The 26,709-nt window shown below is 66.2% G+C and carries 23 protein-coding genes; 11 read left to right on the forward strand and 12 right to left on the reverse strand.

Translation table 11 applies throughout. The features are described from left to right. Positions 1 to 56 precede the first annotated feature (56 nt). Positions 57 to 356 (forward strand): type II toxin-antitoxin system VapB family antitoxin, encoded by a 300-nt coding sequence (locus tag G9E11_RS07620; RefSeq protein WP_043417724.1) that lies wholly within the window; start codon positions 57 to 59, stop codon positions 354 to 356. Beyond that, entirely contained in the window at positions 349 to 1,023 is a 675-nt protein-coding gene (locus G9E11_RS07625) for a LytR C-terminal domain-containing protein (protein WP_190604455.1), read from the forward strand. Before G9E11_RS07620 ends, G9E11_RS07625 begins: the two co-directional genes overlap by 8 nt. A 33-nt stretch (positions 1,024 to 1,056) precedes the next feature. On the opposite strand, the gene G9E11_RS07630 is transcribed toward G9E11_RS07625, so the two are convergent. Both G9E11_RS07630 and G9E11_RS07635 read right to left on the reverse strand, forming a co-directional pair. Next, entirely contained in the window at positions 1,057 to 1,722 is a 666-nt protein-coding gene (locus G9E11_RS07630) for a TetR/AcrR family transcriptional regulator (RefSeq protein ID WP_190604457.1), read from the reverse strand. A 47-nt stretch (positions 1,723 to 1,769) separates the two neighbouring features. Beyond that, the gene (locus tag G9E11_RS07635; RefSeq protein ID WP_190605873.1) at positions 1,770 to 2,501 is read right to left on the reverse strand and encodes a DsbA family oxidoreductase; all 732 of its coding nucleotides are present in this window, start codon (positions 2,499 to 2,501) and stop codon (positions 1,770 to 1,772) included. 189 nt (positions 2,502 to 2,690) lie between these two features. Between G9E11_RS07635 and G9E11_RS07640 the strand changes: the two genes are divergently transcribed. After that, positions 2,691 to 3,734, forward strand: a complete 1,044-nt coding sequence (locus G9E11_RS07640) for a glycosyltransferase family 4 protein (protein WP_190604459.1) — start codon at positions 2,691 to 2,693, stop codon at positions 3,732 to 3,734. Between the two features lie 69 nt (positions 3,735 to 3,803). On the opposite strand, the gene G9E11_RS07645 is transcribed toward G9E11_RS07640, so the two are convergent. The 6 genes from G9E11_RS07645 to G9E11_RS07670 all read right to left on the reverse strand — a co-directional run bounded on the left by G9E11_RS07645 (position 3,804) and on the right by G9E11_RS07670 (position 9,994). Then, complete coding sequence (locus G9E11_RS07645; RefSeq protein ID WP_190604461.1) at positions 3,804 to 4,841, reverse strand: Gfo/Idh/MocA family protein; 1,038 nt, start codon at positions 4,839 to 4,841, stop codon at positions 3,804 to 3,806. Between the two features lies 1 nt (position 4,842). Next, complete coding sequence (locus tag G9E11_RS07650; RefSeq protein WP_190604463.1) at positions 4,843 to 5,763, reverse strand: TolB family protein; 921 nt, start codon at positions 5,761 to 5,763, stop codon at positions 4,843 to 4,845. 128 nt (positions 5,764 to 5,891) lie between these two features. After that, a complete protein-coding gene (locus G9E11_RS07655) occupies positions 5,892 to 6,893 on the reverse strand; it encodes a sugar phosphate isomerase/epimerase family protein (RefSeq protein ID WP_190604465.1) in 1,002 nt (333 codons plus the stop codon). A 1-nt stretch (position 6,894) separates the two neighbouring features. Then, the gene (locus G9E11_RS07660) at positions 6,895 to 8,109 is read right to left on the reverse strand and encodes a Gfo/Idh/MocA family protein (RefSeq protein ID WP_190604467.1); all 1,215 of its coding nucleotides are present in this window, start codon (positions 8,107 to 8,109) and stop codon (positions 6,895 to 6,897) included. A gap of 8 nt (positions 8,110 to 8,117) precedes the next feature. Next, on the reverse strand, positions 8,118 to 9,245 hold the full coding sequence (locus G9E11_RS07665; protein ID WP_190604469.1) for a Gfo/Idh/MocA family protein: 1,128 nt from the start codon (positions 9,243 to 9,245) through the stop codon (positions 8,118 to 8,120). Next, the gene (locus tag G9E11_RS07670) at positions 9,242 to 9,994 is read right to left on the reverse strand and encodes a sugar phosphate isomerase/epimerase family protein (protein WP_190604471.1); all 753 of its coding nucleotides are present in this window, start codon (positions 9,992 to 9,994) and stop codon (positions 9,242 to 9,244) included. The genes G9E11_RS07665 and G9E11_RS07670 overlap by 4 nt, the downstream gene beginning before the upstream one ends. A gap of 309 nt (positions 9,995 to 10,303) precedes the next feature. Here G9E11_RS07670 and G9E11_RS07675 point away from each other — a divergent pair, with 309 nt between their 5' ends. From G9E11_RS07675 to G9E11_RS07690, 4 genes are all read left to right on the forward strand, one after another. Then, positions 10,304 to 11,515, forward strand: a complete 1,212-nt coding sequence (locus G9E11_RS07675; protein WP_190604473.1) for an ROK family transcriptional regulator — start codon at positions 10,304 to 10,306, stop codon at positions 11,513 to 11,515. 66 nt (positions 11,516 to 11,581) lie between these two features. After that, complete coding sequence (locus G9E11_RS07680; RefSeq protein WP_190604475.1) at positions 11,582 to 12,676, forward strand: Gfo/Idh/MocA family protein; 1,095 nt, start codon at positions 11,582 to 11,584, stop codon at positions 12,674 to 12,676. A 1-nt stretch (position 12,677) separates the two neighbouring features. After that, positions 12,678 to 13,427, forward strand: coding sequence for a ThuA domain-containing protein (locus G9E11_RS07685; protein WP_190604477.1), 750 nt, complete (start codon positions 12,678 to 12,680; stop codon positions 13,425 to 13,427). 125 nt (positions 13,428 to 13,552) lie between these two features. Continuing rightward, on the forward strand, positions 13,553 to 14,746 hold the full coding sequence (locus G9E11_RS07690; RefSeq protein WP_190604479.1) for an MFS transporter: 1,194 nt from the start codon (positions 13,553 to 13,555) through the stop codon (positions 14,744 to 14,746). Positions 14,747 to 14,956: 210 nt separating this feature from the next. Here the strand turns inward: G9E11_RS07690 and aceB are convergent, their stop codons facing one another. Both aceB and aceA read right to left on the reverse strand, forming a co-directional pair. Next, positions 14,957 to 16,627 (reverse strand): malate synthase A, encoded by a 1,671-nt coding sequence (aceB, locus tag G9E11_RS07695; protein ID WP_190604481.1) that lies wholly within the window; start codon positions 16,625 to 16,627, stop codon positions 14,957 to 14,959. Positions 16,628 to 16,888: 261 nt separating this feature from the next. Next, positions 16,889 to 18,205 carry an isocitrate lyase gene (gene aceA, locus G9E11_RS07700; protein ID WP_190604483.1) on the reverse strand — a complete coding sequence of 439 codons (1,317 nt, stop codon included), beginning with the start codon at positions 18,203 to 18,205 and terminating at the stop codon, positions 16,889 to 16,891. Positions 18,206 to 18,371: 166 nt separating this feature from the next. Between aceA and G9E11_RS07705 the strand changes: the two genes are divergently transcribed. Next, the gene (locus G9E11_RS07705) at positions 18,372 to 19,886 is read left to right on the forward strand and encodes a helix-turn-helix transcriptional regulator (protein WP_190604485.1); all 1,515 of its coding nucleotides are present in this window, start codon (positions 18,372 to 18,374) and stop codon (positions 19,884 to 19,886) included. 70 nt (positions 19,887 to 19,956) lie between these two features. Here G9E11_RS07705 and G9E11_RS07710 read toward each other — a convergent pair whose 3' ends face one another. Further along, positions 19,957 to 20,280, reverse strand: a complete 324-nt coding sequence (locus G9E11_RS07710; protein WP_190604487.1) for a hypothetical protein — start codon at positions 20,278 to 20,280, stop codon at positions 19,957 to 19,959. A 409-nt stretch (positions 20,281 to 20,689) separates the two neighbouring features. On the opposite strand from G9E11_RS07710, the gene G9E11_RS07715 reads away from it, so the two are divergent. Further along, a complete protein-coding gene (locus G9E11_RS07715; RefSeq protein ID WP_190604489.1) occupies positions 20,690 to 22,438 on the forward strand; it encodes a pyruvate dehydrogenase in 1,749 nt (582 codons plus the stop codon). Positions 22,439 to 22,761: 323 nt separating this feature from the next. Then, complete coding sequence (locus G9E11_RS07720) at positions 22,762 to 24,021, forward strand: serpin family protein (protein WP_246468815.1); 1,260 nt, start codon at positions 22,762 to 22,764, stop codon at positions 24,019 to 24,021. A gap of 17 nt (positions 24,022 to 24,038) precedes the next feature. Here G9E11_RS07720 and G9E11_RS07725 read toward each other — a convergent pair whose 3' ends face one another. After that, on the reverse strand, positions 24,039 to 24,932 hold the full coding sequence (locus G9E11_RS07725; RefSeq protein ID WP_246468816.1) for a hydroxymethylpyrimidine/phosphomethylpyrimidine kinase: 894 nt from the start codon (positions 24,930 to 24,932) through the stop codon (positions 24,039 to 24,041). A gap of 143 nt (positions 24,933 to 25,075) precedes the next feature. On the opposite strand from G9E11_RS07725, the gene G9E11_RS07730 reads away from it, so the two are divergent. Then, entirely contained in the window at positions 25,076 to 26,467 is a 1,392-nt protein-coding gene (locus G9E11_RS07730; RefSeq protein WP_190604493.1) for an MFS transporter, read from the forward strand. Positions 26,468 to 26,709: the final 242 nt, after the last annotated feature.

Here is a 26,709-nt window from a genome sequence, read left to right on the forward strand (position 1 = left end):
CCGCGGCGCGCTGATCCCACATTCCCTTGAACCGGCCAGTTGCTTAAGCTTGCAGGGTGATATTCAAAGCTGTGGGCGAGGGACGCCCTTACCCCGACCATGGTTTCAGTACCCCCAAAGACTGGGCGGCTCTTCCGCCCCGTCCCGTGCGGCTGGATGAACTTGTGACCACCAAGCGGACCCTGGATCTTGAAGCGCTCCTTGCCGAGGACTCCACTTTCTTTGGGGACCTGTTTCCCCACGTGGTGCAGTACCAGGGCACCCTCTATCTGGAGGACGGCCTGCACCGGGCGGTAAGGACTGCACTCCACCAGCGCACCGCCATACATGCAAGGGTGCTCGTGATCGATGGCTAGAAAACCCAAAGACGTGACCGTCCTCCACGGTCACCGCGTGATTAGTGGCCCCGAGCTCAGGGCCACGTTCGTCGAGGACGACGAGAACGCGGCAAATCCCGGCCGCCTTCGCCGCAGGATCCTGCACGGTGTGGTGCTCGTGCTGCTGCTTGGCCTCATTGTCGCGGGAGTCATGGGGGCAATGGGTGTGATGAGCGGGCAGATCAAGTTTCCGTCCGCTATCCAGGCCCAGGAGAACTCCTCCGTCTGCCCGGCAACAACCTTCGACTACACGCCGCCTGCCAAAGTGACGGTTAACGTCCTCAACGCCACAAGCCGCAACGGCCTGGCCAAGGCGGCAGCCAATGAGTTTAAGGCAAGGAAGTTTGTCCTCGGCAAGGTGGCCAACACGGAAACCGGCTACCGGGGCGTCGCGGCCATCGTCTCAGGTGCTGCCGGACAGGCGGCGGCCTTCACCGTCCAGCGGAACCTGCCCGGCTCGGACTACTTCCAGGACGGGCGCAAGGACGCCAGCGTGGACGTGATCCTGACTGGCGACTACCGCGGCCTGGTCAAGCCGCAGCTTGTTGACCAGACCCCGGGCCAGCTCAGCTGCCCGCGGGAAAGCCGTCGCGTCGCCGATGAGTCGCAGTTGCCAGTCATGCCGACCCAGGGCGCCAAGCCCTGAGCCTTAGCGGACTGAGCCTTAGCAGACTGAGCCTTAGCCGGCTGTCCCTAAGCCGGCCGCTGCGGCGGGCGGCTGCAGGCGCAAGGGGCGGCCGCCGTCGTCGAACCTTGCCCCGGCGCCCAACTGGATGAAGCGGACGGTCCGGGAGATCCTTTCCTCCAGGTCCGCGGAGGCGTCGCCGCCCCGGGCGGCGCTGGAGGAGAGAGTGCCGTGGATCAGCTGTGCCTGCTGGAGGGGATCGGCCACCGGGAAGTAGCCCTGGTCCATGCCGTCGCGAAGAATGTCCTGCAGCATGTCGCTGAGCCCGCCGACGTGGTCGGCCAGCTTGGCGAATGACGCAGGCGAGAGGACGGCGCCCATGGCCGGACCCGGCGGCAGATGCCGGCGGCTGAGATCCTCCACCTGGGCCCGCACGTACAGGGCCAGCCGGTCCACCGGATTGTCCAGCCGGGCGAGCGACTCCCGCAGCCCGGTCATGAACCGTTCTGTCTCCACGAGTGCGTAGGCAATCAGGAGCTCTTCGATGTCGGCGTAGTAGTTGTAGACAGCCGTGCGGCCGATCCCTGCATGCCGGGCGACGTCGGTCATGGTGAGCCCGGGCAGCCCGTGCGAGAAGAGGAGCTCACCGAAGGCGTTCAGGATGCGGCGCTGGGTCTCGGCGCGCTGCGCAGCGTTGCTGGGGGCCGAAATCCGGGGCATAGGGACACTTTACCGCTATCTGTCACCAAACGGCTGCTGCCCGAGGCTCAGACGGGGCAGCCGTCCGGGCCGCACGTCTCTGCGTCTTTCGCCTTCGCGCCTTCTTGGTTGGCGCCGGCTTTGTCGCCGACCATCACCAGCGGGTGCGACTCCTGCCAGGCCTGTTCGAGTGCCATGGTGAAGCTCGCCGCGGGCCGGGCCCCGGACAGTCCGTACTTGCGGTCGATCACGAAGAACGGCACACCGCTGATGCCCAGGGCGCGGGCTTCGGCGAAGTCGCGGCGGACGTCGTCGGCATACTTGTCCGAGCTGAACAGCTGGGCAACGTCGGCGGCGTCGAGCCCCAAGTCCGCGCCAACCGACGCAAGGTAATCGGGGCTGCCGATGTCCTTGCCGTGTTCGAAGTGGTCGCTGAGCAGCCGCTCCTTGGCCACGTCCTGCTTGCCGTGCGCGGCGGCCAGGTGGATGAGCCGGTGGGCCGTGAAGCTGTTGGCAACCACGACGGCGTCGAACCGGTAGTTGAGGCCCTCACCTTTGGCCTCGGCTGCTACATGGTCGAACATCTGCGTGACCTGGTCGGGGGCCATGCCCTTGCGCTTGCTGAGGTAGTCCAGTTCCGTGCCGTCGTAGTGTTCGGGCACGCTGGGGTCCAGCTGGTAGCTGCGCCACTGCACCTCCACCTGGTCTCGGTGCGGGAACTCGGCGAGGGCGGCCTCGAACCGGCGCTTGCCGATGTAGCACCAGGGGCATGCAATGTCTGACCAGATCTCAATCTTCATGCCTGCGACAACTCGCATGCTTACCCGGGCATTCCTCCGCGGACAGTTGCTTTGGTCACTCGGTCCTGCGGGCGGTTCGGGCGGGCGGCTGCTGCACCCGGCCTCGCGCAGCCCTTGTTTGGCGGCGGGCCCGGCCATATTGTTTGGACTAACTCCCGGCGGTCAGGCCGTACATTCGTGGGAGGCAAAGTGCGTATTGGACTCATATCGGCACCGTGGATCCCGGTGCCGCCACCCGGATACGGCGGCACCGAGCGGGTGGTAGACAGCCTTGCCCGCGGATTCGCCGCAGCCGGGCATGAGGTCCTGCTTGCAGCCCCATCCGACAGCACCTGCCCGGTTCCCCTGGCCCCGCGGATGCGCCCCTCGGAACCGGCGGACTTGGGACTTGCCTTGTCGGAGCTGAGCCACATCATCAGGGCCTACGACGGCATGGAAGGCATGGACATCATCCACGACCATACGTTGAGCGGGCCGCTGTATGCCGGCCGGCCGACCGGAGTCCCGGTGGTCACCACCATCCACATCCGCCTGGCTCCGCAGGCCGTGGACCTGTACACCGCCATCGGAAAGACCACTGGCATCATTGCGATCTCCCGCGACCAGGTGAGCCGCTCGCCGGTCCCGGTGACGAAGGTGATCCACCATGGCATGGATGTGGCCTCCGTTCCGGTAGGCCAGGGGGACGGCGGATATCTGTGTTTCGTCGGACGGCTGTCCCCGGACAAGGGCATCCTCGAAGCCATCCAGACCGCACGTGCCGCGGTCATCCCCCTGCGCATCAGCGCCCGGATCCAGGGAGCCGAGGAGCAGGCCTATTTCGACGACGTCGTCAGGCCGGCGCTGGGCCCCGATATGGAATTCATGGGGCCGCTGTCCGACGCCGAGAAATACGAACTCGTCGGTGGTGCGCTCGCGTTCCTGAACCCGATCCAGTGGCCGGAGCCTTTCGGCCTCGTGATGATTGAGGCGCTGGCCACCGGAACGCCCGTCGTGGGTACCCCCGCCGGGGCTGCTCCGGAAATCGTGGACCACGGCGTCACGGGTTACCTGGGCAGCACCGACCAGCTCGCCGGATTCGCCGCCGAGGCCGCGGGCCTCAGCAGGGAAGCCTGCCGCGCCGCCGCCGAGCAGCGCTTCAGCTCCGCCCGCATGGTGGCCGACCACCTGGCACTCTATGAACAGATCCTCGGCGGACAGATCGCGGGGGAGCGGCACGGCACCACCAGCTAGGAGGCGGCGATGACCCCTGCCCGCGAACCTCATGCTGCCCGCGGTTAGCTGATCCCGGGTGAGAAGGATTCAAGCACGGGCGCTCCCTTCCGAGGTACCGGCGTCGGCCTCGTAGCTGAGGCCGATCTGGTGGCGAATCTCGTCCATCGCGGCCATGACGGCCACGCTCTCGCTCGGGGGAAGAACGGTGCCCGCGGTGAGGCCGGCCCGGATGAGGCGTTCCATCTCGGCCGCCTGATACTGCATCCCCCTGCCGGTCACCGGCTGGTCGAACCGCTCCAGGACGTTGCCCGCATTGTCGAATCGGGTGAATGGCGTGGGGTTGTACCAAGTGGGTTCGATGTCGATCCATCCCTCCGTCCCGATGATGGAGGCCCTGTTGTTTGAGGCGGTGTCCAGTGCGCAGTCCAAGATGGCCTGCTGTCCGTCCGGGTACTCGAAGATCGCTGCCGTTTGCCGGTCCACGCCGGTTGCCGTCATGGCCGCGCTGGCCCGGATGCTCTCCGGAGCGCCGAGGACGTCAAAGGCGAAAGAGACCGGGTAGACGCCGAGGTCCAGCAGGGCGCCGCCGCCCAGGGCAGGATCGTTGAGTCTGTGTGCGGGATCCTTGGGAAGGTTCTGGTTGTGGCTGGCCACCACCTTCCGGACCTCGCCCAGCGTGCCTTCCTGGATAACCTCGCGGAGGCGGATCATGTGGGGTAGGAACCGGCTCCACATGGCCTCCAGCGCCACCAGACCCCTGGACTCGGCCAGAGCGACAAGCTCTTGAGCTTCGCGGGCGTTGATGGTGAACGACTTCTCCACCAGAACATGCTTTCCGGCCTTGAGGGCGAGCAGCGCGTTCGCATGATGGAAAGGGTGTGGCGTGGCGATATAGACGATGTCCACGTCCGGGTCGGCGACCAGTGCTTCGTAACTGTCGTGGGCGGTGGGAATTGCAAACTTTTCGGCGAAGCGGCGGCTTGATTCCAGCGTCCGTGAGCCTACGGCCTGGACGGTGAATCCGTTCGCGATAAGGTCCTGTGTTTGCAGGCCGGCGATGAAGCCGGTGCCGAGGATTCCCCAGCGGAGTTGTCCGTCGGAAGTGCCTTGGGGCTGGTTGGTCACGTTAGTCCTTCTTCATGGTGGGGCGGGTAAGCGGGTAAGCCACGTCGGCGAGCCGGGCCGAGTCGGGCGCCCAGCTGTTGACGTTCAGCGTTCCCTGCCCGCCGAAGAGGGGCCACGTGTGCAGCGGTGCTGCCCACTCATCGGTTGCGACAAGCACGACGTCGACCGGCAGGTCCGCCGGGTGCCCTTGCGTGCCGCTGGGGAAACGGATGTAGCTGGCCAAGCGGCCATCGGGGGACAGATGCGGGAACCAGTCCACGGTGTCGCTCGTGAGGAGCTGCTCGGGGCCTTTGTTGTTAGCCCCGCCGCCGTTGGGCGTGCTGCCGCCGGAGACACGCACTCGTGCCAGCTGGGCGTGGCCGGGCTGGCTGGTGAAAGCCTCGGTATTGAAATACAGCCAGTCGCCGTCCGGCGAGTACTCGGGCCCGTCGCAGTGGCCGCCGACGCTGACGGGTGTGGACGCGCCGCCGCCAGCCGGGATGGTCATGAGCCTGCCCGGCCGGGTGAAGTCGCCGGCCTCGATATTGACGTAGGCCAGTTCCTGCCCGTCCGGGCTGACGCCGTGGAGGAAGTGGAAGGAACCGTCGTCCTCAGTGATGCGCGTAGCCTGGCCGCCGGCCAGGGCCGCACGATAGATGTGGTCATCGTTGGCCGAGAGGAAGATGTGCTCGCCGTCAGGGTCCAGGACATGCTCGTTGTTTAGGTCCGGGATCCCGGCCAGCGGGACCTTGCTGAGGCTCCGGCTGGCGACGTCGAGCCTCCACAGCTTCCCGTCGCCGTTGAGGACCAGTGCCGCGCCGTCGAGCGTCCAGTTGGGCGCCTCCAGGAGCACGTCCTCGGTGGCGAAGACAAGGCCGCGCTCGCCGGTGGCGGAGGCAATCCAGACCTCACACCGCTGGCCGGGCTGAAGTGTGCGGATCATTGCGCGTTCCTCTGGATTCGGGGTTAGTTCGCTGCTGGGCGTGTTCCACAGAGTTTTTGTCCAGATATCGTCCCCAAAAGGCACTCTTGCTCGCGATATCTGCACAAAAACTTCACAAGGAAATCGGGTCAGTCCTTGCTGCTGAAGGCTGCGTCGAAGCTGGTCTGGGATGCGGGGAAGTCGTATTTTTTGAGGTTCGCGAGGGCTTCGGGGGCGCCGTGGAGGCGGTCCATGCCGGCGTCTTCCCATTCGATGCTGATGGGGCCGGTGTAGCCGATGGCGGTGAGGGCGCGGAAGGAGGATTCCCAGGGGACGTCGCCGCGTCCGGCTGAGACGAAGTCCCAGCCGCGGCGGGGGTCGCCCCAGGGCAGGTGGGAGCCGAGGACGGTGTTCCGGCCGGTGGGGCGGAGCTTGGTGTCCTTGCAGTCGACGTGGTAGATCCGGTCCTTGAAGTCCCAGATGAAGGAGACGGGGTCGATGCCCTGCCACATGAAGTGCGAGGGGTCCCAGTTTAGGCCGAACGCTTCGCGGTGGCCGATCGCTTCGAGGGTCCGGACGGTGGTCCAGTAGTCGTAGGCGATCTCGGACGGGTGGACTTCGTGGGCGAAGCGGACCCCGCATTCGTCGAAGACGTCCAGGATGGGGTTCCAGCGGTCGGCGAAGTCCTGGTAGCCGGCCTCGATGACCTTTTCCGGAACGGGCGGGAACATGGCGACGTACTGCCAGATGGAGGAGCCGGTGAAGCCGACGACAGTGTCCACGCCGAGTGCTTTGGCGAGGCGGGCGGTGTGTTTCATTTCCTCGGCGGCGCGCTGCCGGACGCCTTCAGGGTCGCCGTCGCCCCAGACGTTGGACCCGACGATGGCTTCGTGGCGGAAGTCGATGGGGTCATCACAGACGGCCTGGCCCTTGAGGTGGTTGGAGATGGCCCAGACCTTCAGGTTGTATTTGTCCAGGATGGCGAGTTTGGACTCGACGTAGCCGGGTTCGTCCCAGCGCCAGGCGTCCAGGTGGTCCCCGGAGACGGCGATTTCCAGGCCGTCGTAGCCCCAGCCGGAGGCCAGGCGCGCGACTTCCTCGAAGGGGAGGTCGGCCCACTGGCCGGTGAACAGGGTGTACGGGCGGGGCATGTCAGGCTCCTTCGGTGGAGGTGTCGGTGGTCGGGGTGGCGGCTGCTGCCCCGGTGGGCTGGACGAGTTGGATGCTGGCGCTTTTCGCTGCCGCTGACTCCTCAACGGCGGCCAGCACCCGCTGGACGGCGAGGCCCTCCTCGAACGACGGCGATGGCGCCTCGCCTGTGCCGATCGCGGCCAGGAAGTCGCGGATCTCGTGCGTGAACGTGTGTTCCCAGCCAATTATGTGCCCCTGAGGCCACCACGCGTCCAGGTACGGATGTTCGGGCTCGTTGACAAGAATCCGGCGGAAGCCCTGCTCCCGCACCGGGACAGTGGCGTCCAGAAAACGGAGTTCATTCAGGTCCTCCAGGTCGAAGAGGATGGTGCCCTTCTCACCGTAGATCTCCAGCTTGAGGGAATTCTTCTGGCCGGTGGCCACCCGGGAGACTTCGACGGAGGCGATGGCCCCGGAGGCGAGGGACAGCGTGGCCCAGGCGGCGTCGTCGACCGTCACGTCCTCTGACCCGTTCTTGCCGGGCCGGACCGGCGTGAAGGTGTGCAACCGGCCGGAGACCTCGGTGACCGTGTCGCCGAGGAGGAACAGGACCTGGTCGATCGCGTGGGAGGCGATGTCCCCGAGGGCGCCGGACCCGGCGGTTTCCTTGTTCAGCCGCCAGGTCATGGGTGATTCCGCGTCGGCAAGCCAGTCCTGCAGGTAGGCGGCGCGGACGTGCCGGATGGTGCCGAGGCGGCCTTCCGCGATCAGTTCGCGGGCCAAAGCCAGGGCGGGCACGCGGCGGTAGTTGAATCCGACCATGGACTGCACGCCCCTGGCCCGGGCCGCCTGTGCCGCCGCGGTCATGGCCTCGGCTTCGGCGAGGGTGTTGGCCAATGGCTTCTCCACGAGCACATGCTTCCCGGCCTCGAGGGCGGCGATGGCGATCTCCGCATGCATCCAACCCGGGGCACAGATATCAACGATGTCGATGTCGTCCCGTTGCAGGATGGAGCGCCAGTCCGTCGCGGACTCGGCCCAGCCATACTTGGCCGCGGCTTCGGCGACCTGGCCGGCGTCCCGGCCGACGAGCACTTTCTGCTCGAAGGCCGGGACATCGAAGAAGGACGCGACGTTCCGCCACGCGTTCGAGTGGGCCTTGCCCATGAAGGCATAGCCGATCATCGCCACGCCGAGGGTTTTGGGCGGGGTGCCGGGGGATGCGGACGAAGTCATTGCTGTTCCTAGAGTGTGGAGGCGGTGGGGTCCCAGTCCTCGGGGAGGGCTGGCGACGTGGGGGCAGAACTTTCGACGTTGACAAAGGTGCGGGATTCCACGGACTCGGAGATCGAGACCATCGTGTCCAGCACGTGGTAGGCCAGGTTGCCCGTTGCGCGGTGCGGAACCCCTGCCCGGATGGAGCGGGCCATGTCCAGCACGCCCATGCCCCGGCCGTTGGACGGTCCCGTGGCGGGGATAACTGTCCAGTCCTCGTCGCCGGCGCACCAGAGCCGCACATCGCCGTCGAAGTAGTTCGGGTCCGGGAGGGAAATGGTTGCCTCGGTGCCGGTGATCTCCACGAAGCCCATCCGCTGCCGCGGCGACTCGAACGAGAAGACGCTGTGCGAGGACTGTCCGCCTTCGAACTCGGCCATGGCGCTGACGTGGGTTGGGACGTCCACGGTGAACTCTTCGCCGAGCTTGGGGCCGGAGCCGATGACACGGACCTCTTTGGCTTTGGAACCGATGGCTGCGACCTTCCGGATGGAGCCGAATGTCTGGACCAGGGCAGTGAGGTAGTAGGGGCCCATGTCGAAGAGGGGGCCGGCGCCGTATTGGAACAGGAATGCCGGATTCGGGTGCCAGGACTCCGGGCCCGGGGTCTGGAACGTCGTCATGGCAGTGAGCGGGGTGCCGATGTCACCGCGTTCGATGAGCCTGCGGGCGGTCTGGAGCCCGGCGCCGAGGAACGTGTCCGGGGCGCAGCCGAGGCGGATACCGGCGGCGTCGGCTGTCTTCAGCAAGCCGAGGCCCGATTCGCGGTCCAGGGAGAAGGGCTTTTCCGTCCAGACGTGCTTGCCGGCGTTGACGGCGGCAGTGGCCACCTCAACGTGCGCGGCCGGGATGGTCAGGTTGACGATGATTTCGACGTCGGGATGGTTCAGCGCTGCGTCAACACCGCCCCACTCCGGGATGCCGTACTCCTTCGCCCGCGCCTCGGCGGCCTCCTCGAAGAGGTCTGCGATGACGTGGACTTTCACATCCGGGAAGACGGTCAGGTTGTCCAGGTACTGCTTGCTGATATTGCCGGCGCCGATGACGCCGACACCGACCGGTCCTCGGCGGGAAGACTGCGTGGATGTGCCGCTCATGCCTGCGCTCCTTCGGTGGCCTTTGCGGAGTTCAGGAAGGCGAGCGACTGGGTGATGCCAGCGAAGATGTCCCCGGAGTAGTCATCGAATTCCACGACACCGACTTCCAGCGACTTGGCCGCGCCGATGACGTCCCATACCGGGATCTTGCCCTGGCCGGCAGGCTGCTGGGCTTTGGTGTCGGTGTTCAGCGGGCCGTCCTTGATGTGAATGAACTTCACCCGGTCACCCAGTTTGGTCAGAATGTCCACCGGGTCCTGGCCGCCGACGGCAACCCAGTAGGTGTCCACTTCCAGGACCAGTTCGGGGTCCAGCAGCCCCTCGAAGTACTCAAGCGCGGTCTGGCCCTCGATGGTGGACTCCAGCTCCCAGGCGTGGTTGTGGTAGCCCACGCGGATGCCGTATTCGGCGCCCTTCTTGGCGGCGGCGTTGAGCTTGGCAGCGGTGGCCTGGATGGTCTCCGCGTCCTGCCAGTGCTCGGCCGTAATGTACGGTTCGATCACCGTGCCGATACCCAGTTCCTTCGCGGCGGCGAAGATTTCGTCCTGGTCCTGGCTGAGCAGCGGGGCGTGGCCGGAGGACGCTGTCAGGCCGTTCTCTTTCAGAGCAACGCCCAGCTCCTTGGCCGTGGCCACGAAGTTGTACGGCTCCACCTGCGTGAAACCGATCTCCGCGACCTTCTTGATGGTGCCGGCCAGGTCCTCCTGGAGGGCGTTGCGGAGGGTATACAGCTGCAGTGAGTAAGACATGTCATTCCTTTGCGGCAGTTGGTTTGTTCTCGAAGAGGGGCTTGCGGTTCAGGACGGCTACCGGCCGGCGAGAGTTCCGCTGATGCCGCGACGCTGAAGTATTGGTGGTGGCTCGCCAAGTCCATACTTCTTCGTAATCGCCGGAAAGCTCCGTCCGCCGCGACCGGTGACACTCGGTGATGCGGCTCACCGCCCAACCTAGAACCACTTCTGACGAACGTCAAGCAAAAGTCAGAGAGTTATCGCCCTTCTTTGTGTCCTGTGACACTCAGAAGCATTCGTGCTATCACTGAAGCCATGAGTCCACGAATGGGTGATAGCCAGACTGCGGAGTCGGTTGCCGCCGAGGGTACTGGCAGCCTGTCCCGCGCTGGCGACCTGTTCCAGCTGCTCCGCGACGGCAGGGCCCGGACCCGGGCCGAGCTGGCGCTGACCACCGGACTTGCGCGCTCCACGGTGGCTTCCCGCATTGATGCACTGATTGCCTCTGGGCTGGTGGGCCCCGCTGGTGAGGCGACATCGAGCGGCGGCAGGCCGCCGTCGCGCTTTGCCTTCAGGCCTGCCGCCCGGGCAGTGCTGGCTGTCGACGTCGGTGCCACCCACGTGATCATCGCGGTCACCGACCTGGGCGGAAACATCCTCAGCGAACGGCGCCTGGTCCAGGATGTGGCCGCGGGGCCAGAGGCAGTGCTGGACCGGCTCATGACCGAGGCGACGTCGTCGCTGGCGGAGACGGGACGGACTCCGGAGGACCTTGCCGGGGTCGGAATTGGCCTGCCGGGACCCGTAGAGCATGCCACCGGCATGCCGGTGAAACCGCCCATCATGCCGGGCTGGGACGGGTTCGACGTAGTCACTTACGTCCAGCGCTCGTTCCCGGTGCCCGTGCTGGTGGACAACGACGTCAACATCATGGCGTTGGGAGAGCGCACTGCCCATTGGCCGGAGCACGACAACTTCCTGTTTATCAAGGTGGCCACGGGCATCGGGGCCGGCATCATCAGCAACGGCGAACTGCAGCGCGGCGCCAACGGCACTGCCGGCGACCTGGGGCACGTCCGCGTGCCCAGGGGCGACGACGTCCTGTGCCGGTGTGGCAACTACGGCTGCCTCGAGGCGCTGGCGTCAGGCCCAGCGGTGGCGCGCACACTGGCGGCGCAGGGCGTGGAGGCAGGGGGCGGCGCGGACGTCCTTCGCTTGGTGGCGGAGGGCAACCTGCAGGCGATTCAGGCGCTGCGCCAGGCCGGCCGGGACGTAGGCGACGTGCTCGCCACCGTGGTGAATCTCATGAATCCCTCCGTCATCGTCGTGGGGGGAAGCCTTGGCCAGGCGGGCGAGCACCTTATGGCCGGCGTGCGCGAAGTGGTCTACCGCAGGTCGCTGCCGCTTGCCACCACGCACCTGCGCATCGGCCTGTCCATGGCGGGCAGCCAGGCTGCCGTGCTGGGCGCGAGCCAAATGGTGACCCAGCACGTCCTTTCCCCGACGGTCATCGAAGCAACACTGCAGGCTACGGGCTAGCCGCAGGCAATGGGCTAGCCGCAGGCAGACCGACTTTCACACCCACTCGAAACGGAGCCTTGAACATTGAGCAACCAGAAGAACCCACCTCTAAAGGTCGGCGTCGCCGGCATCGGCTGGGCCGGCCAGCAGCACATCGATGCCTACAAGAAGATCGACGGTGTGGAACTCGTCGCAGTCGCCGCGATGGAAGAGGACCTGCTGAGGAAGATCAAGGACGAGCACAGCGTCCCCCACACGTTTGCCCGCTGGGAGGACCTGATCGAACTCGACGGGCTCGACGCCGTCAGCGTGGCAGTACCGACCTTCCTGCACGCCCCGATTGCCGTCGCCGCCCTGGAGCGCGGGCTGCACGTCCTGAGCGAAAAGCCCCTGGCGCGCAACGGGGAAGAGGGGCTCCAGATGGTGGAGGCCGCACGGAAGGCCGGCCGCGTCCTGGATGTGGCCTTCAACCACCGCCGCCGCGGCGACATCCAGAAGCTCAAAGGCATCATTGACGACGGCGAACTCGGCCGCCCGTACTACGCCAAGGCTTCCTGGCTCCGGCGGCAGGGCATCCCCATGCTCGGCAGCTGGTTCACCAACCCTGCCCTGGCCGGCGGCGGCCCGCTCGCCGACATCGGCGTCCACGTCCTAGACTATGCCCTGCACCTGCTGGGCGAACCCCGGGTTCTCTCCGTCTCGGCGTCGACACATTCAGAGCTGGGACCCCGCGGCCTCGGCGGCAACGCCCGCTACACCGCCATGAAGTCCTCCCACAAGTTTGAGGTGGAGGACTTCGCCTCGGCGTTCATCCGTCTCGAAGGCGGCGGCACGCTGATCCTCGAAGCCGGCTGGGCAGCCTACAGGGACGAGGAGGACCTGATGGACTTCACCGTTTACGGCACCGACGGCGGAGCGGAACTCCGCGCCGTCGGGGCATCCAACGTCCCCGTTGCGGATGTCCGAATCTTCAAGGAAAAGGACGGCGAGAACGCCGACTACGTGGTGGTGGCGGAGCCGGGCCGCGCCCACCAGGCCGTGGTGGAGGATTTTGTGGAAGCCGTCCGCGGCGGCGAGACCGTGTGGGGAGCCCACGACGGCTCACTCGCCCTGACCCGTGCCCTGGTGCTCGACGCCTGCTACAAATCCGCCCTCGAACAGCGCGAAGTGAGGCTCTGACATGACTGAAAAACTCAACATCCTGGTCTGGAACGAAGGCGTTCACGAGGCGAACAACCAGCCGGAAACCATGGCTGAGATGTACCCCGCAGGCATCCACGGCGCCGTCGCGGACGGGTTGAAGGGTTTCTACCCGGACGCCGGCATCACCACCGCCACGCTCGGGGACCCGGAACACGGGCTCTCCGAGGAGACCCTTGCCGCCACGGACGTGCTCCTGTGGTGGGGACACGTTGCCCACGGCGAGGTCAGCGACGACGTGGTGGAGCGCGTGCAGAGGCACGTCCTGGGCGGCATGGGGCTGATCGTCCTGCATTCCGGTCACTTCGCGAAGATCTTCACCAGGCTGCTCGGCACCACGTGCTCGCTGAAGTGGCGGAACGAGGGCGAACGGGAGCTCGTGTGGACCGTGAAGCCGTCGCATCCGATTGCCGCCGGCGTGGAAAGCCCCATCGTGATCCCGAAGCAGGAGATGTACGGCGAACTCTTCGACATTCCCGAGCCGGACGACCTTATCTTCATCAGCTCCTTCGAAGGTGGCGAGGTGTTCCGCTCGGGCGTGACGTTCACGCGCGGGAAGGGCCGGATCTTCTACTTCAGCCCGGGCGACCAGGAGTACCCCGTGTACCACCAGCCGCAGATCCGGCAGGTGATCGCCAACGGCGTGGGATGGGTGGCCCAGCCGGGCCGGTTCCGCGAGGAGCCTGGTGTCAGCAACGCCCCGCGGGACTGGTTCCTGAACACCCCCTAAGCGCGAACGGAACCGTGTGGCCCCGCCGCTCCCGCCGCCCTGCCCGCCGGTTGGGGGCGGCGCGTGATAGCAATGAGGGTGATGAAACCCTTTACCCGCTTCCAGCACGCTGACGTCCGCGCCCTATGAGGGACACGATCGGAACGAAGGTTCCCCGCAGCTGGATCCTGCTCGCGTGCATCGGCCTCATTGCCCTCAACATGCGGGGCCCCTTCGTGGCAGTGGCGCCGGTGCTGGGCCTGATGCAGCAGGAGCTCGGGTTTACATCCGTGGAGCTGGGCCTGCTGACCGGGATTCCGGTGCTGTGCTTCTCGCTCGCGGCGCCCCTTGCCTCGCTCGCCGGGCGCCGGTTCGGTGCGGAACTGGCCATCACCCTCACGCTCGCGGGCGTCCTCGCCGGCGTGGCGGTCCGGTCGGCTGGCGGCGGGGCCATGGTGATGGCAGGTACGGTCATCCTGGGCCTGGCCATCACCGTGGGCAACATCGCGGTGCCGCTGATCATCCGGCGCGACTTCTCGCCGCGGCGCCAGGGGACCGCGATGGGCATCTACACTGCTGCCCTGAACGTCGGGTCGTTCTTAACTTCCGTGGTCACGGCACCGCTGGCCGAGCTGGCCGGCTGGAGGGCGGCCATTGCAGGATCGGCTGCCTTCGCCATCGCGGCCGTCGGATTCTGGGTTTTCGCGACCGGGCGCCGGGCCTTCCTCCCGGCAGCCGACGACGGTACGGGCGGCCCGCCGGCTGCCGGCCGCCCGGCGTCGCGCTGGATCACGGTGGGCCTGACGGTCGGTTTCGCCGGCCAGGCGATCTCCTACTACGGCGTGACCGCCTGGCTGCCCACCCTGCTGTCCGATGAACTCGGCATGACACCGGCGGCCGCGGGGGCAGGCTCTTCGCTCTTCCAGATCATGGCCATCGCGGGCAGCCTCGGCGTGCCGCTTGCGGCCCGGTTCGCAAGTACGACGGCGGTTGCGGTCACCTTGGGTGCCATGTGGCTGACCGTTCCGCTGGGGTTGCTGTTCGCTCCCCAGCTGTGGTGGCTGTGGTCTTCGCTCGGCGGAGTGGCGCAGGGCGGGGGCATCACCCTCATCTTCATCGCGATCATCAAGCTCGCCCGGGACCAGGCGTCCGCGGGCCGGATGTCGGCGATCGTCCAGGGCGTGGGCTACGGCGTCGCAGCGCTGGCTCCGACTGTGGTGGGCTACGTCCACAGCTCCTCGGGCACCTGGTCCATGCCGCTGCTGGTGATCCTCGGATCCGTGCTGGCGTTCGTCACGTCCACAACGCTGTCCGTGCGGAAGGTGCCCCGCCAGCGTTAGGCGCGGTCCCGCCGTCGTACTTTCCCTTAACCTCATAGCGCGAACTGGCAGCTAACGCCCTCAGACCGGGGTTTTGGGGTCAGTAGCTGCCAGTTCGCGCTGTGGGGTTGTTCCGCTGCCGGGCCGCCTCCCCGGCCCTCGGGGGTGCCTGTTGCGAAGGGCGTGGCGGCCCGGCGGGCGGAAATCTGTGCCCTGTCTCGCCGGTGGGGACTAGGCGGCGACGAGCTCGTCCTCGATGGCCTCGGCCGTGGCGTCGATGCCCTCGCGGGCCTCGTGCAGGTACCGGGCGTAGGCGGGAACCGTGAGGAAGCTCGGGAACTTGTCGCTCAGCGTGACCTCCTCGAAGATGTCGCGGGCATCGGTGAAGCGGTCGCCGTCGAAGCGCTCCAGCCGGGCGAATTCCTCGTCCAGCATCTCCTCGACCCATTCCCGGCTGATGATCTCGCCGTGGTCCGTGATGGCGCGGGAGTAAATCCACTGCCACAACTGTGAGCGGGAGATCTCGGCGGTGGCGGCGTCCTCCATCAGGTTGTGGATGGCGACGGCGCCGTTGCCGCGCAGCCAGGACTCGATGTAGCGGATGCCTACTTCGATGTTGTTCCGGATGCCCTGTTCGGTGATGGTGCCTGTCGTGGCGGCCACGTTGATCAGGGCGCGGTCGTCCGGGGTGACGTCTTCGCGGAGGCGGTCCAGCTGGTTCGGGCGGTCGCCGAGGACGGCGTCGAACACCTCGCGGCACACGGGAACCAGGTCCGGGTGCGCCACCCAGGAGCCGTCGAAGCCGTCGTTGGCTTCGCGGGTCTTGTCCGCGCGGACCTTTTCGAAGGCGTTGGTGTTGGCTGCCTCGTCCTTGCGGTTGGGAACGGCGGCGGCCATGCCCCCAATAGCCATGGCGCCGCGCTTGTGGCAGGCGCGCACGAGCTGTTCGGTGTAGGCCCGCATGAAGGGCTGGGTCATGGTCACCTGGCCGCGGTCCGGGAGGACGAAGCGCGGGCCGCGGGTACGGAAGTTCTTGATCAGGGAGAAGATGTAGTCCCAGCGGCCGGCGTTCAGGCCCGAGGCGTGGTCGCGGAGTTCGTACAGGATCTCCTCCATCTCGAAGGCGGCGGTGATGGTTTCGATCAGCACCGTGGCGCGGATGGTGCCCTGCGGGATGCCGAGCAGGTCCTGGGCGAGGATGAAGATGTCGTTCCAGAGCCGGGCCTCGAGGTGGTTTTCGATCTTCGGCAGGTAGAAGTACGGGCCCTTGCCCTGGGCCAGGAGGCGGCGGGCGTTGTGGAAGAAGAACAGGCCGAAGTCCACGATGCCGCCGGCGATGGGTTCGCCGTTGATGAGCATGTGCTTCTCGGGCAGGTGCCACCCGCGGGGGCGGACCACGATCGTGGGCAGGTCCTCGGCGGCCCTGAGCTTGTATTCCTTGCCCTCCGGCGACGTGAAATCGATCCGGCGCTCCAGCGCGTCCGTGAGGTTCAGCTGGCCCTGGATGACGTTGCGCCACGACGGCGTGGAGGCGTCTTCCATGTCAGCCAGCCAGACCTTGGCGCCCGAGTTCAGGGCGTTGATGGTCATCTTCTTGTCCACCGGGCCGGTGATCTCCACGCGCCGGTCCTCCAGGCCGGGCGCCGGGGGAGCCACGCGCCAGTGCGGATCGTTCCGGACGGACTCGGTTTCCCGCAGGAAACGCGGATCCTGGCCCCGGGCGATGTCGTCACGCCGTGCCCGCCGGGCCCGGAGCAGCTCCTGCCGCCGGTCCGCAGTCGCCTTGTGCAGCTGCGCAACGAAAGCCAGAGCGTCCGGCGTAAGCACCTCGCCCTGCCGGCAAATCGGCTGAGCGGTCAAAGTAATCCCATTGATCGTGAAGTTGTCAGTGAAGCTGTTCATTTCAGTCTCTCCTTAAAGAGAAGAAGGGAAGTCAGACGGCGGGTGGTGACATATGCACCAGGCGTCAGGTGCGGTGCCCGCAAGGCCGAAGCGGCCGGTACTGCGGCAGCCTGCGTAAAGGGGCCCTGTGCCCGCCCCCGACCGAGTTCTACGAGGTCATGGGGGCGGGCATGGGGATAGCAGGCAGAGCAGTGCCGGTCCGAAGGCCGGAGGTGGGCCGGACCGAAGGCCGGAGGCGACGGCCGCCGTCGAGCGTAAGCGTTAGTGGAACTGGCCTTCTTCTGTGGATCCCACGAGGGCCAATGTGGATGCGTTCGGGTTGAGCGCAGTGGAGATGTCGTCGAAGTAGCCGGTGCCGACTTCGCGCTGGTGCTTGGTTGCGGTGTAGCCGCGGGACTCGGAGGCGAATTCCTTTTCCTGGAGTTCGACGTAGGCGCTCATGCCTTCGCGGGCGTAGCCGTGGGCGAGGTCGAACATCGAGTAGTTCAGGGCGTGGAATCCGGCCAGGGTGATGAACTGGAAGGTGAAGCCCATCGCGCCGAGTTCACGCTGGAACTTGGCGATGGTGGCGTCGTCCAGGTGCTTGCGCCAGTTGAAGGACGGCGAGCAGTTGTAGGAGAGCATCTGGTCCGGGAACTCGGCCTTGACGGCCTCGGCGAACTTGCGGGCCAGCTCCAGGTCCGGGGTGCCGGTTTCCATCCAGATGAGGTCCGAGTAGGGGGCGTAGGCCTTGGCGCGGGCGATGCAGGGTTCGATGCCGTTGCGGACCTTGTAGAAGCCCTCCGGGGTGCGTTCGCCGGTGATGAATTCCTGGTCGCGTTCGTCGACGTCGGAGGTGATCAGGGTGGCCGCCTCGGCGTCGGTGCGGGCGATGACGACGGACGGGGTGCCGGCGACGTCGGCGGCCAGGCGGGCCGCGTTCAGGGTCCGGACGTGCTGCTGGGTGGGGATCAGCACCTTGCCGCCGAGGTGGCCGCACTTCTTCTCCGAGGCGAGCTGGTCCTCCCAGTGCACACCCGAGGCGCCGGCCTGGATCATCGACTTCATCAGCTCGTAGGCGTTCAGCGGGCCGCCGAAGCCGGCCTCGGCGTCGGCGACGATCGGGACCATCCAGTCCTCGACCGTCTGGATGCCTTCGGAGAACTCGATCTGGTCCGCGCGGAGCAGGGCGTTGTTGATGCGGCGGACCACCGTGGGGACCGAGTTGGCCGGGTACAGGGACTGGTCCGGGTAGGTGTGGCCGGAGTTGTTCGCATCCGCGGCGACCTGCCAGCCGGAAAGGTAGATGGCGCGCAGGCCGGCCTTGACCTGCTGGACGGCCTGGTTTCCGGTCAGGGCGCCCAGGGCGTTGGTGTACTTGCCTTCCTTGTGCTCCTCGGTGAGCTGCTTCCACAGTTTCTCGGAGCCGCGGCGGGCCAGGGTGTGCTCTTCGGAGACCCGGCCGCGGAGGCGGACGACATCCGTTGCCTTGTAATCACGGGTCACACCTTCCCAGCGCGGGTTGGCAGCCCACTCGAGCTCCAGTGCGGCGGCCTGCTGTTCGGGCGTCTGCTGGGTGGGCTCAAATGCTGCAGTCATCTTTGTCTCCTTGTTAGCTCCCGGGCCATTCCGGGAGTTCTTGGTTCCGGCCCGACCTTCGCTGCGCCTTTGCAGCTCCGGCCGGCTTTTCCGGTGGTGTTTCTTTCCGTGACACCTACTTTTCTGCACTTTCCAACACCTTTCTAGGGGAAAAGGATGGAAAGAAATGCACTTCTTCACGTATTCTTCAGAAATGTCGCCTTCAAGCTGGAACAGGGAAGTATCGCAGCCGTCGTCACCGCAGTCGACGGCTGAACTGGACGTTATCTCGCTCGGTCGCCGCGTCCGCCACCTGCGCAAGCAGGCGGGGCTGACGCTGGATGACCTGAGTGCCGCCGTCGGCACCGCACCGAGCCAGTTGAGCCTCATTGAGAATGGCAAGAGGGAACCCAAACTCGGCCTGCTGCAGCACCTGGCAACGGCACTCAACGTCAGCATTGACCAGTTGCTCGGAGCCGAACCGCCCAGCCGCCGGGCAGGCCTGGAGATCGAGCTCGAACGCTACCAGCGGGGCCCGCTCTACGGGTCGCTGAACCTGCCCAAAATCCGCATCAGTTCGCGGTTGCCGATGGATGTCCTGGAGGCGCAGGTGGGGCTGCTGCACGAGCTCGAACGCAAGATGAACGAGCAGGTGGCGACGCCGGAGGAGGCCCGCCGCGCGAACGGCGAGCTGCGTGCCATGATGCGTGAGCGTGGTAACTATTTCCCGGAGTATGAGGCGGAGGCGCAGAAGGTCCTCAAGGGGGTCGGCTACACCACCGGTCCGCTCAGCCAGCACGTCATTGCTGACATCGCTGAGAACCTCGGTTTCAGCCTCCATCACGTGGGCGACCTGCCGCATTCCACGCGTTCGGTGACCGATTTGAAGAACCGCAAAATTTATCTGACGCAGAGCGAACGGCAGGACCACGACCCCCGCTCCGTGCTCCTCCAGGCCTTGGGGCACTACGTGCTGGGCCATGAAACGCCCCGCAACTACGGCGATTTCCTCGCGCAACGGGTGGCCACGAACTATTTCGCCGCGGCCCTCCTCCTTCCCGAGCAGGCAACCGTGGAATTTTTGCAGAAAGCCAAGGCGGCGAAGGAGATCGCGGTCGAGGACATCCGGGATGCCTTCGCCGTATCCTACGAGACAGCAGCCCACCGTTTCACCAACCTGGCCACCAAACATCTGGGCATCACCACGCATTTCCAGAAGACGCACCAGAGCGGGATCATCTACAAGGCGTATGAGAACGACGGCGTGAATTTTCCGCAGGACCACACGGGCGCCATTGAGGGTCAGCCGTCGTGCAAGGCCTGGACTTCCCGTGCCGTGTTCGATGTTCCGGACAAGTTCAGCGCCTACAGCCAGTACACGGATACGGCGTCGGGCACGTACTGGTGCACCGCCCGGACGGAACGGTCCGCCAGCGGGCAATTCTCGCTGAGCATCGGTGTCCCGTACCAGCACGTGAAGTGGTTCCGCGGACGGGAAACCACGGCCCGGGCCACCTCCAACTGCCCCGACCCCACCTGCTGCAAACGGCCGCCGGCCGCGCTCACATCCGAGTGGGCAGGCAATGCCTGGCCCTCGGCCCGGGCCCACTCCCACCTGCTCGCGGCCATGCCCCCGGGCGCCTTCCCCGGCGTGGACGAGACCGAGGTGTACACGTTCCTGCAGGCTCACTCGGGTAGCTGACCAACACCGCCGCAGTTCTTCCGGGTCTTTGACAAGGCTTCCGCGGTTTTCGCCGGCTTGCCCGTCGCACTCACGCACTTTTGGGGGAGGCCTCACGACCGATAGCGGCTCGCGTGCGCGGCCACCCGGCGGGGGAAACTTCTTCGTTATGCATCCCGTAATAAAGGACGCCGTGCAAGACCCGAAGGCTTTCCTGACTGCCGGACCAGCGCCCGGTCTGCCCCAGGAAGTGCATGTATTCGTGCAGGGCGGCACAGAAAGAGGCTGCGACCTCGGTATTACGCGCATTGAGCGACACGACAAGTTTAGCGATGAGTCTCGGGTCCATTGCGGTCACGGCGGCGCCGCCCGAGATGTCGGCGTAAACCGGGAAGAACTCGATCATATGCTCCAATACGGGACGGTGGTCTGGCAGTATCCCGTGGTCCCGATGCCAAATTATGAATTCGACCAGGGATCCCATTTCCTGATCGCGTTGGCGCGAGGCCATGGAAACTGGTCTGAGGGCGGTTTTCGCGGCAGGGTGCCCGCTGCGGGGCTTCCGTCTGGGCTGCCGGCGACGGCGCGTTTTGTTGGCCAAGATCGAATCCTCACTGTGGTTTGTTGGAGAGGCTGAGTGCCTTTCCAACAACGCTATGAGTGCGGAACCCAGGGCCTCAACGGTCAGCATCCGTATGTGGAAAACAGGCAGGCACGGGCCACCGCCAGAACACCGCCACCAGCCAACCTGAATCCCCCGCCAAGCTGATCGGACTATATTGGCCCTTGTCAGCCCACCAACGCGATTGCGGGAGCGTGCACCCATGGCCAAGGAACTTGCCACCCAGCTCATCGAACAACTCCAGGCTGCCGGCGTCCAGCGGATCTACGGAATCGTCGGGGACAGCCTCAATCCGATTGTCGACGCCGTCCGCCAGACCGGCGGCTCACAGCAGCGCGGCATTGACTGGATCCACGTCCGGCACGAAGAGGCCGCCGCCTTTGCCGCCGCGGCCGAGGCCCAGCTGACAGGAAAACTTGCTGTGTGCGCCGGTTCGTGCGGCCCGGGCAACCTGCACCTGATCAACGGACTGTACGATGCGAACCGCTCCGGCGCACCTGTTCTGGCCATCGCCTCGCACATCCCGAGCAAGCAGATCGGCAGCGGCTTCTTCCAGGAAACCCATCCGGACCGGATCTTCAACGAATGCTCCGTCTACTCGGAACTCATCAGTACGGCGGAACAGGCGCCGCGGGTGATGCACAGCGCCATCCAGCACGCCGTCGCCTTGGGCGGCGTCGCCGTCGTGACCCTTCCCGGTGATATCGCCGGGCTGGAGGCCACGGGCGAAACCCCGCTGCCCGCAAAGTTCCGGCCCGCAACCCTGACACCGGACGCCGAAAGCGTCAGGGAGCTCGCCGATGCCATCAATGCGGCCGGCAAGGTTGCCATCTTCGCCGGGGTGGGCACGCAGGGCGCCCATGACGAGGTGATCGCGCTCGCGGAACTGATCGGCGCGCCGGTCGGGCACACCCTGCGGGGCAAGGACTTCCTGCAGTACGACAATCCATACGACATCGGCATGACCGGGCTGCTGGGCTATGGCGCCGCGGCGGAGGGGATCGAGGACGCGGACCTGCTCCTCCTGCTGGGCACAGACTTCCCCTACGACCAGTTCCTGCCCGGAACCCGCACGGCCCAGGTGGACCGTGCCGCGCACCGACTGGGCCGTCGGACCGACGTCGACATCGCCGTCCACGGCGACCTGCTGCCTACCCTAAACGCGCTGATGCCCCTGCTGGCGCCGAAGAAGAGCCGCCGCTTCCTCAACCAGATGCTAAAGAAGCACGACAGGCTCATGAACAAAGCCGTCGGCGCCTACACCCGCAAGGTGGAAAAGAAGCAGCCGATCCATCCGGAATATGCGGCGTCCCTCCTGGACCAAATGGCGGCCGAGGACGCCATTTTCACTGCGGACACCGGCATGTGCAACGTCTGGACCGCCCGCTACATCAACCCGCTGGGCACGCGCCGGCTGATCGGCTCGTACTTGCACGGCTCGATGGCCAACGCGCTGCCGCACGCGATCGGCGCGCAGGTGGCGTACCCGGGGCGCCAGGTCATTTCGGTGTCCGGCGACGGCGGGCTGTCCATGCTGCTCGGCGAGCTCATCACCGTTGCCGCCCATCGGCTGCCGGTCAACGTGGTGGTCTTCAATAATTCCACCCTGGGCATGGTCAAGCTGGAGATGCTGGTGGACGGCCTGCCGGACTTCGGTGTGGACGTGCCCGACGCCGACTACGCCGCCGTGGCCCGCGCCCTCGGCTTCCACGCGGTGCGCGTCACGGATCCCGCCCGGATTGAGGACGCTTACCGTGAGGCGTTCGCCCATCCGGGGCCGTCGCTGGTGGAGCTCATCACGGATCCCAAGGCACTGTCGATCCCGCCGAAAATCACCGGCTCGCAGGTCCTCGGGTTCGCCACCGCCATGTCCAAGGTGGTCCTGAACCGTGGCGCCGGCGAGGCCGTGAGCATGGCGCGCAGCAACCTCCGGAACATTCCGCGGAGGTAGTGGCTCACCGTTAGGTGCGCCGGGCAGAGGGTGCCAAAAAACGACGGCGGGCCCTCCCGCCGTCGTCTCCCTCCGGCGTCGTACGCGGCCGACGGCGGGCGGTACCGACGACGGTTACCGCACCCGGCGTTCAGGGGCCAGAAAGGCCGCATGAGAGCGCGTTGCCGAAAACGTTGCGGAAAATGGGAGAGCGTCGGGCGGGTGAGACCAAAGCGACGGCAAACCGTGACCGGGCGGGCATCGTTACTGTCTGACCCCGCTGGTTGACTGATCACATACGGTGTTCTCCGGATGAGCCGAGGACTGCAATGGACAGGATTCGAATGGCCAAAATAGTGGCGGCCTCGGCCGTAGTCGCGCTTTCGACGGCGTGTTCGGCGCCGGTGCCGGGACTGGTGAAGGCCGGCGGCGTGGAGCGGGTTTCGGTGGATGGCACGGCTTACGCCGCTGAACTCCGTGCTTTCCGGGACTCCGCCCTTGGGCTCGGCCAGGCGCTGCTGGCGGACGGCGGGGACGGTTCGGGCGGGAACGTGGTGTTCTCGCCGGGAAGCCTGCTGATTGCGCTGGCGATGCTTCGAGCTGGTGCTTCCGGGGAATCGGCTGCCGAGCTGGACAGTGTTGTGGGTTTCCCAGAGAAGAGGGATGAGGCCATGAATGCGCTGCTCGCGTCCCTGGCGAAGTTCGACGGCGACCCCGGCACTGTAGACGAGGACAACCCGCCGCGGCAGCCTGTCATGCATGCCGCCAACGGATTGTTCGTGGACAAGGACGTGCCAACCGGCGAGGCATTCCTCGGCACGCTGGCGAGGCACTACGGGACCGGCGTGTATCCGGTCGATTTCAGCGATGAGGGCGCCACCAAGCCCGCAATCGATGCCTGGGTGGACAGCAACACGGGCGGCCGGATCAGGCAGGTGCCGGCGAAGTACGATCCCCGGAACACCTTCAGCCTGCTCAACGCCCTGTACTTTGCGGCAGCGTGGCAGACCCCGTTTGACCCGAGTGACACCTCGGACATGCCCTTCACCACGGGCGGGGGAGAGGAGATCGACGTCCCCGCCATGCATAACCGGCTAGAGATGAAGTACGCGGCAGGCACCGGCTGGCGGGCCGTGGACCTGCCGTATGCCGAGGGATTCGTGATGCGTCTGGTCCTGCCGGAAGCTATCGACTCCGATGCCCTATTCAGGGCACCTCAACTCAGGGAAATCGCGGATGCGATGGACACCGCGCCTCTGGAGACGGTGCAGATTCAGCTGCCCCGCTGGGACCACAAATGCAGCTTCGACCTGCGCCCGGTCCTGGAAGCCGCCGGACTGCATAAGACGCTCACCACCACTGAGGACTTCAACGCGATTCAGCCGCGGATGACCATCACGCAGGCTGCGCAGGCCGCCAACATCACGGTGGCCGAGAAGGGAACCGTGGCTGCCGCGGTAACCCAGATCAACGGCATGGTCACCGGCGCGCCGCCCCGGCCCGAGCACACCATCGACTTCGACCGGCCGTTCCACTACCAGATCGTGCACGCCGAAACCGGGCTGCCGCTGTTCATGGGAACAGTGGCTGACCCCCGATCCTGACCCGGCCCCGCTGCTGACTAGCGCGGGCCGCCCTGCCAGAGAGCTTCGAACGGGGCACCCGAGGCCACGCGGTTGCGTATGCCGGCGGCGACGAAGTCCTTGGCCGTCCGCGCTGCCTCCAGCGGGGATGCACCCTTGGCCAGCTCGGCCGTCACTGCCGCGGCGAGCGAGCAGCCGGCGCCGGAGACGGCCACCTCGCCCACCTTCGGAGCGGTGAGGACCTCGAGGGTCTCGCCGTCGTAGAAGACGTCGACGGCGTCGGGCCCGGACAGGCGCACGCCGCCCTTGGCCAGCACGGATGCTCCGCTCAGCTCGTGGATCCGGATGGCCGCAGCCTTGAGGGAGTCGACGTCGGTAATCTCCAGGCCGGACAGTGATTCCGCCTCGAAGTGGTTGGGCGTGACGAACGTGGCGAGCGGCAGGATCTGCGCCTTGAGCGCCTGGTCAGTGTCCAGCGCGTGGCCCGGCTCCTGGCCCTTGCAGATCAGCACCGGGTCCAGGACAACATTGCTGAACGCACCCGCAGCCAGCGCGGATGCAACGGTCGAAATGGTGGCCGGGCTGCCCAGCATGCCGATCTTCACGGTGTCCAGCACGGACGGTGCGCCCGAAGCGGCACCGTAGGCCGCCGTCGTCGCCTCAATCTGGTGCGCGATGACTTCCTGGTCCACGGGAACGAAGCGGTGGTTCCAGTCATTCTTTGGGTCGAAGGAGACGATGCACGTGAGGTTGGCGATGCCGAAAACGCCAAGTTCCTGGAAAGTCTTCAGGTCAGCCTGGGCTCCGGCGCCGCCCGTCGCCTCCGAGCCGGCGATGGTCAGGACGACGGCGGGAGCGGCGGCGGTGCCGGAAACGTCGTCGGACACGGTATTGGACGCCAAAGCGGAGGAGTCAAACGCGGTAGAAGTCATGCCCCCATCCTGCCACCGGCCGCGCGGCGCCCGCATTGTGCTCATGAACAATATGACCAAAACGGGCGGTGGCCCCTGTCACAGGCCGTAGGGTGGCGGGCGGCGTTGCTTTCTTTCCGCGCCGAATCCAGGAAGGTTCACTGATGAGCACCCAACTGTCAGAAGCAGCACAAACCCGCCGGGCGGTCGGCAACATCCTCAAAGGCTCCGCCGGCAACCTCGTGGAGTGGTACGACCTCTACGTCTACACAGTCTTCGCGGCGTACTTCCAGGCAGACTTCTTCAATTCCAAAGACGAGCTCCAGGCCGGGCTGGAAGCGATGGCGGTCTTCTCGACATCGTTCCTCATGCGCCCCATCGGCAGCTGGTTCTTCGGACGATACGCTGACCGCAACGGGCGCAAGGCGGCCCTGACCCTCAGCGTAACCCTGATGTCCGCGGGGTCCTTCGCGATCGCGATCCTCCCGACGAAGGATGTCATCGGGATCTGGGCCCTGGTCCTGCTGATCCTCATCCGTGTGCTGCAGGGCTTCTCCGTGGGCGGCGAATACGGCACCAGCGCCACGTACATGTCCGAGGCCGCCACGTCCAAGCGCCGCGGCTTCTTCTCCAGCTTCCAGTACGTGACCCTTGTCGGCGGCCAGATGCTGGCCCTGCTGGTTCTGGTGATCCTGCAGAACTCCCTGGGCGACGGCCTGCTGAAGGAATGGGGCTGGCGCATCCCGTTCGCCATCGGCGGCGTTGCGGCGCTGGTGGTCCTGTGGCTGCGGCGCTCCATGGAGGAGACGGTTTCCGCGGAGCAGGTCGAGGCGGCCAAGGCTCCCGCCGTATCCGGCCAAGCCCAGCCGGGCACCCTGCGGCTTCTGTTCAACGAGCACTGGAAGCCGCTGCTGATCTGCATCGGCGTGACCCTGGGCGGCACCGTGGCCTTCTACACCTACACCAACTTCATCCTGAAGTTCATGAACGATACGTCCGGCATCGCCAAGACCGACACGTCCGTGATCAACTTCTGGGCGCTGTTCATCTTCATGCTGCTCCAGCCCGTCTACGGCATCATCTCCGACAAGGTGGGCCGCAAGCCGCTGCTCCTTTGGTTCGGCATTACCGGTGTGCTGTTCACCTGGCCGCTGCTCTCCACCCTGGCCGGCACCAAGGACCCCTTCACGGCGTTCCTGCTGATGATGGGCGGCCTGCTGATCGTGGGCGGCTACACCTCCATCAACGCCCTGGTGAAGGCCGAGCTCTTCCCGGCATCCATCCGCGCGCTGGGCGTCGGTCTGGGCTACGCCATCGCCAACTCACTCTTCGGCGGCACTGTCCCGCTGATCGGCGCGGCGCTGCAGAAGTCGAACCAGGTGGATCTGTTCTTCACGTACGTCACCGTCGCGATCGGTGTGTCCCTGCTGGTCTACATCTTCGCGCTGAAGAACAAGAAGACCACGCACCTGGACCGCGAACAGGGCCACGCCTGGTCCGGCACGGCTGCAGGCGCGGGGCGCAAGGATGGCGACGAGGACTTCGTCAACGCCTGACCTCCGCTGGCGGTCAACACAACAACGCACGCCGGCGGGCGGCTGGGGGTCGTCGTATACCCGGACGAAGTTCCGGATGCTGAGCCGGCCGACGGCGGTGGAGGCGCCCAGGCCGGCTGCAGCCAGGAACATGGGCGGGTGCTCGAGACCTCCGAACGGCAGTCCGACCGCCGCCCCCTAGTATTCCGAAGGCTGCTACGTGCAGCCACTGGTTTCGGACCGGCCGCAGCAGGAGACCAAGG

The organism is Arthrobacter ipis, assembly GCF_014694315.1.
GTDB lineage: Bacteria > Actinomycetota > Actinomycetes > Actinomycetales > Micrococcaceae > Arthrobacter > Arthrobacter ipis.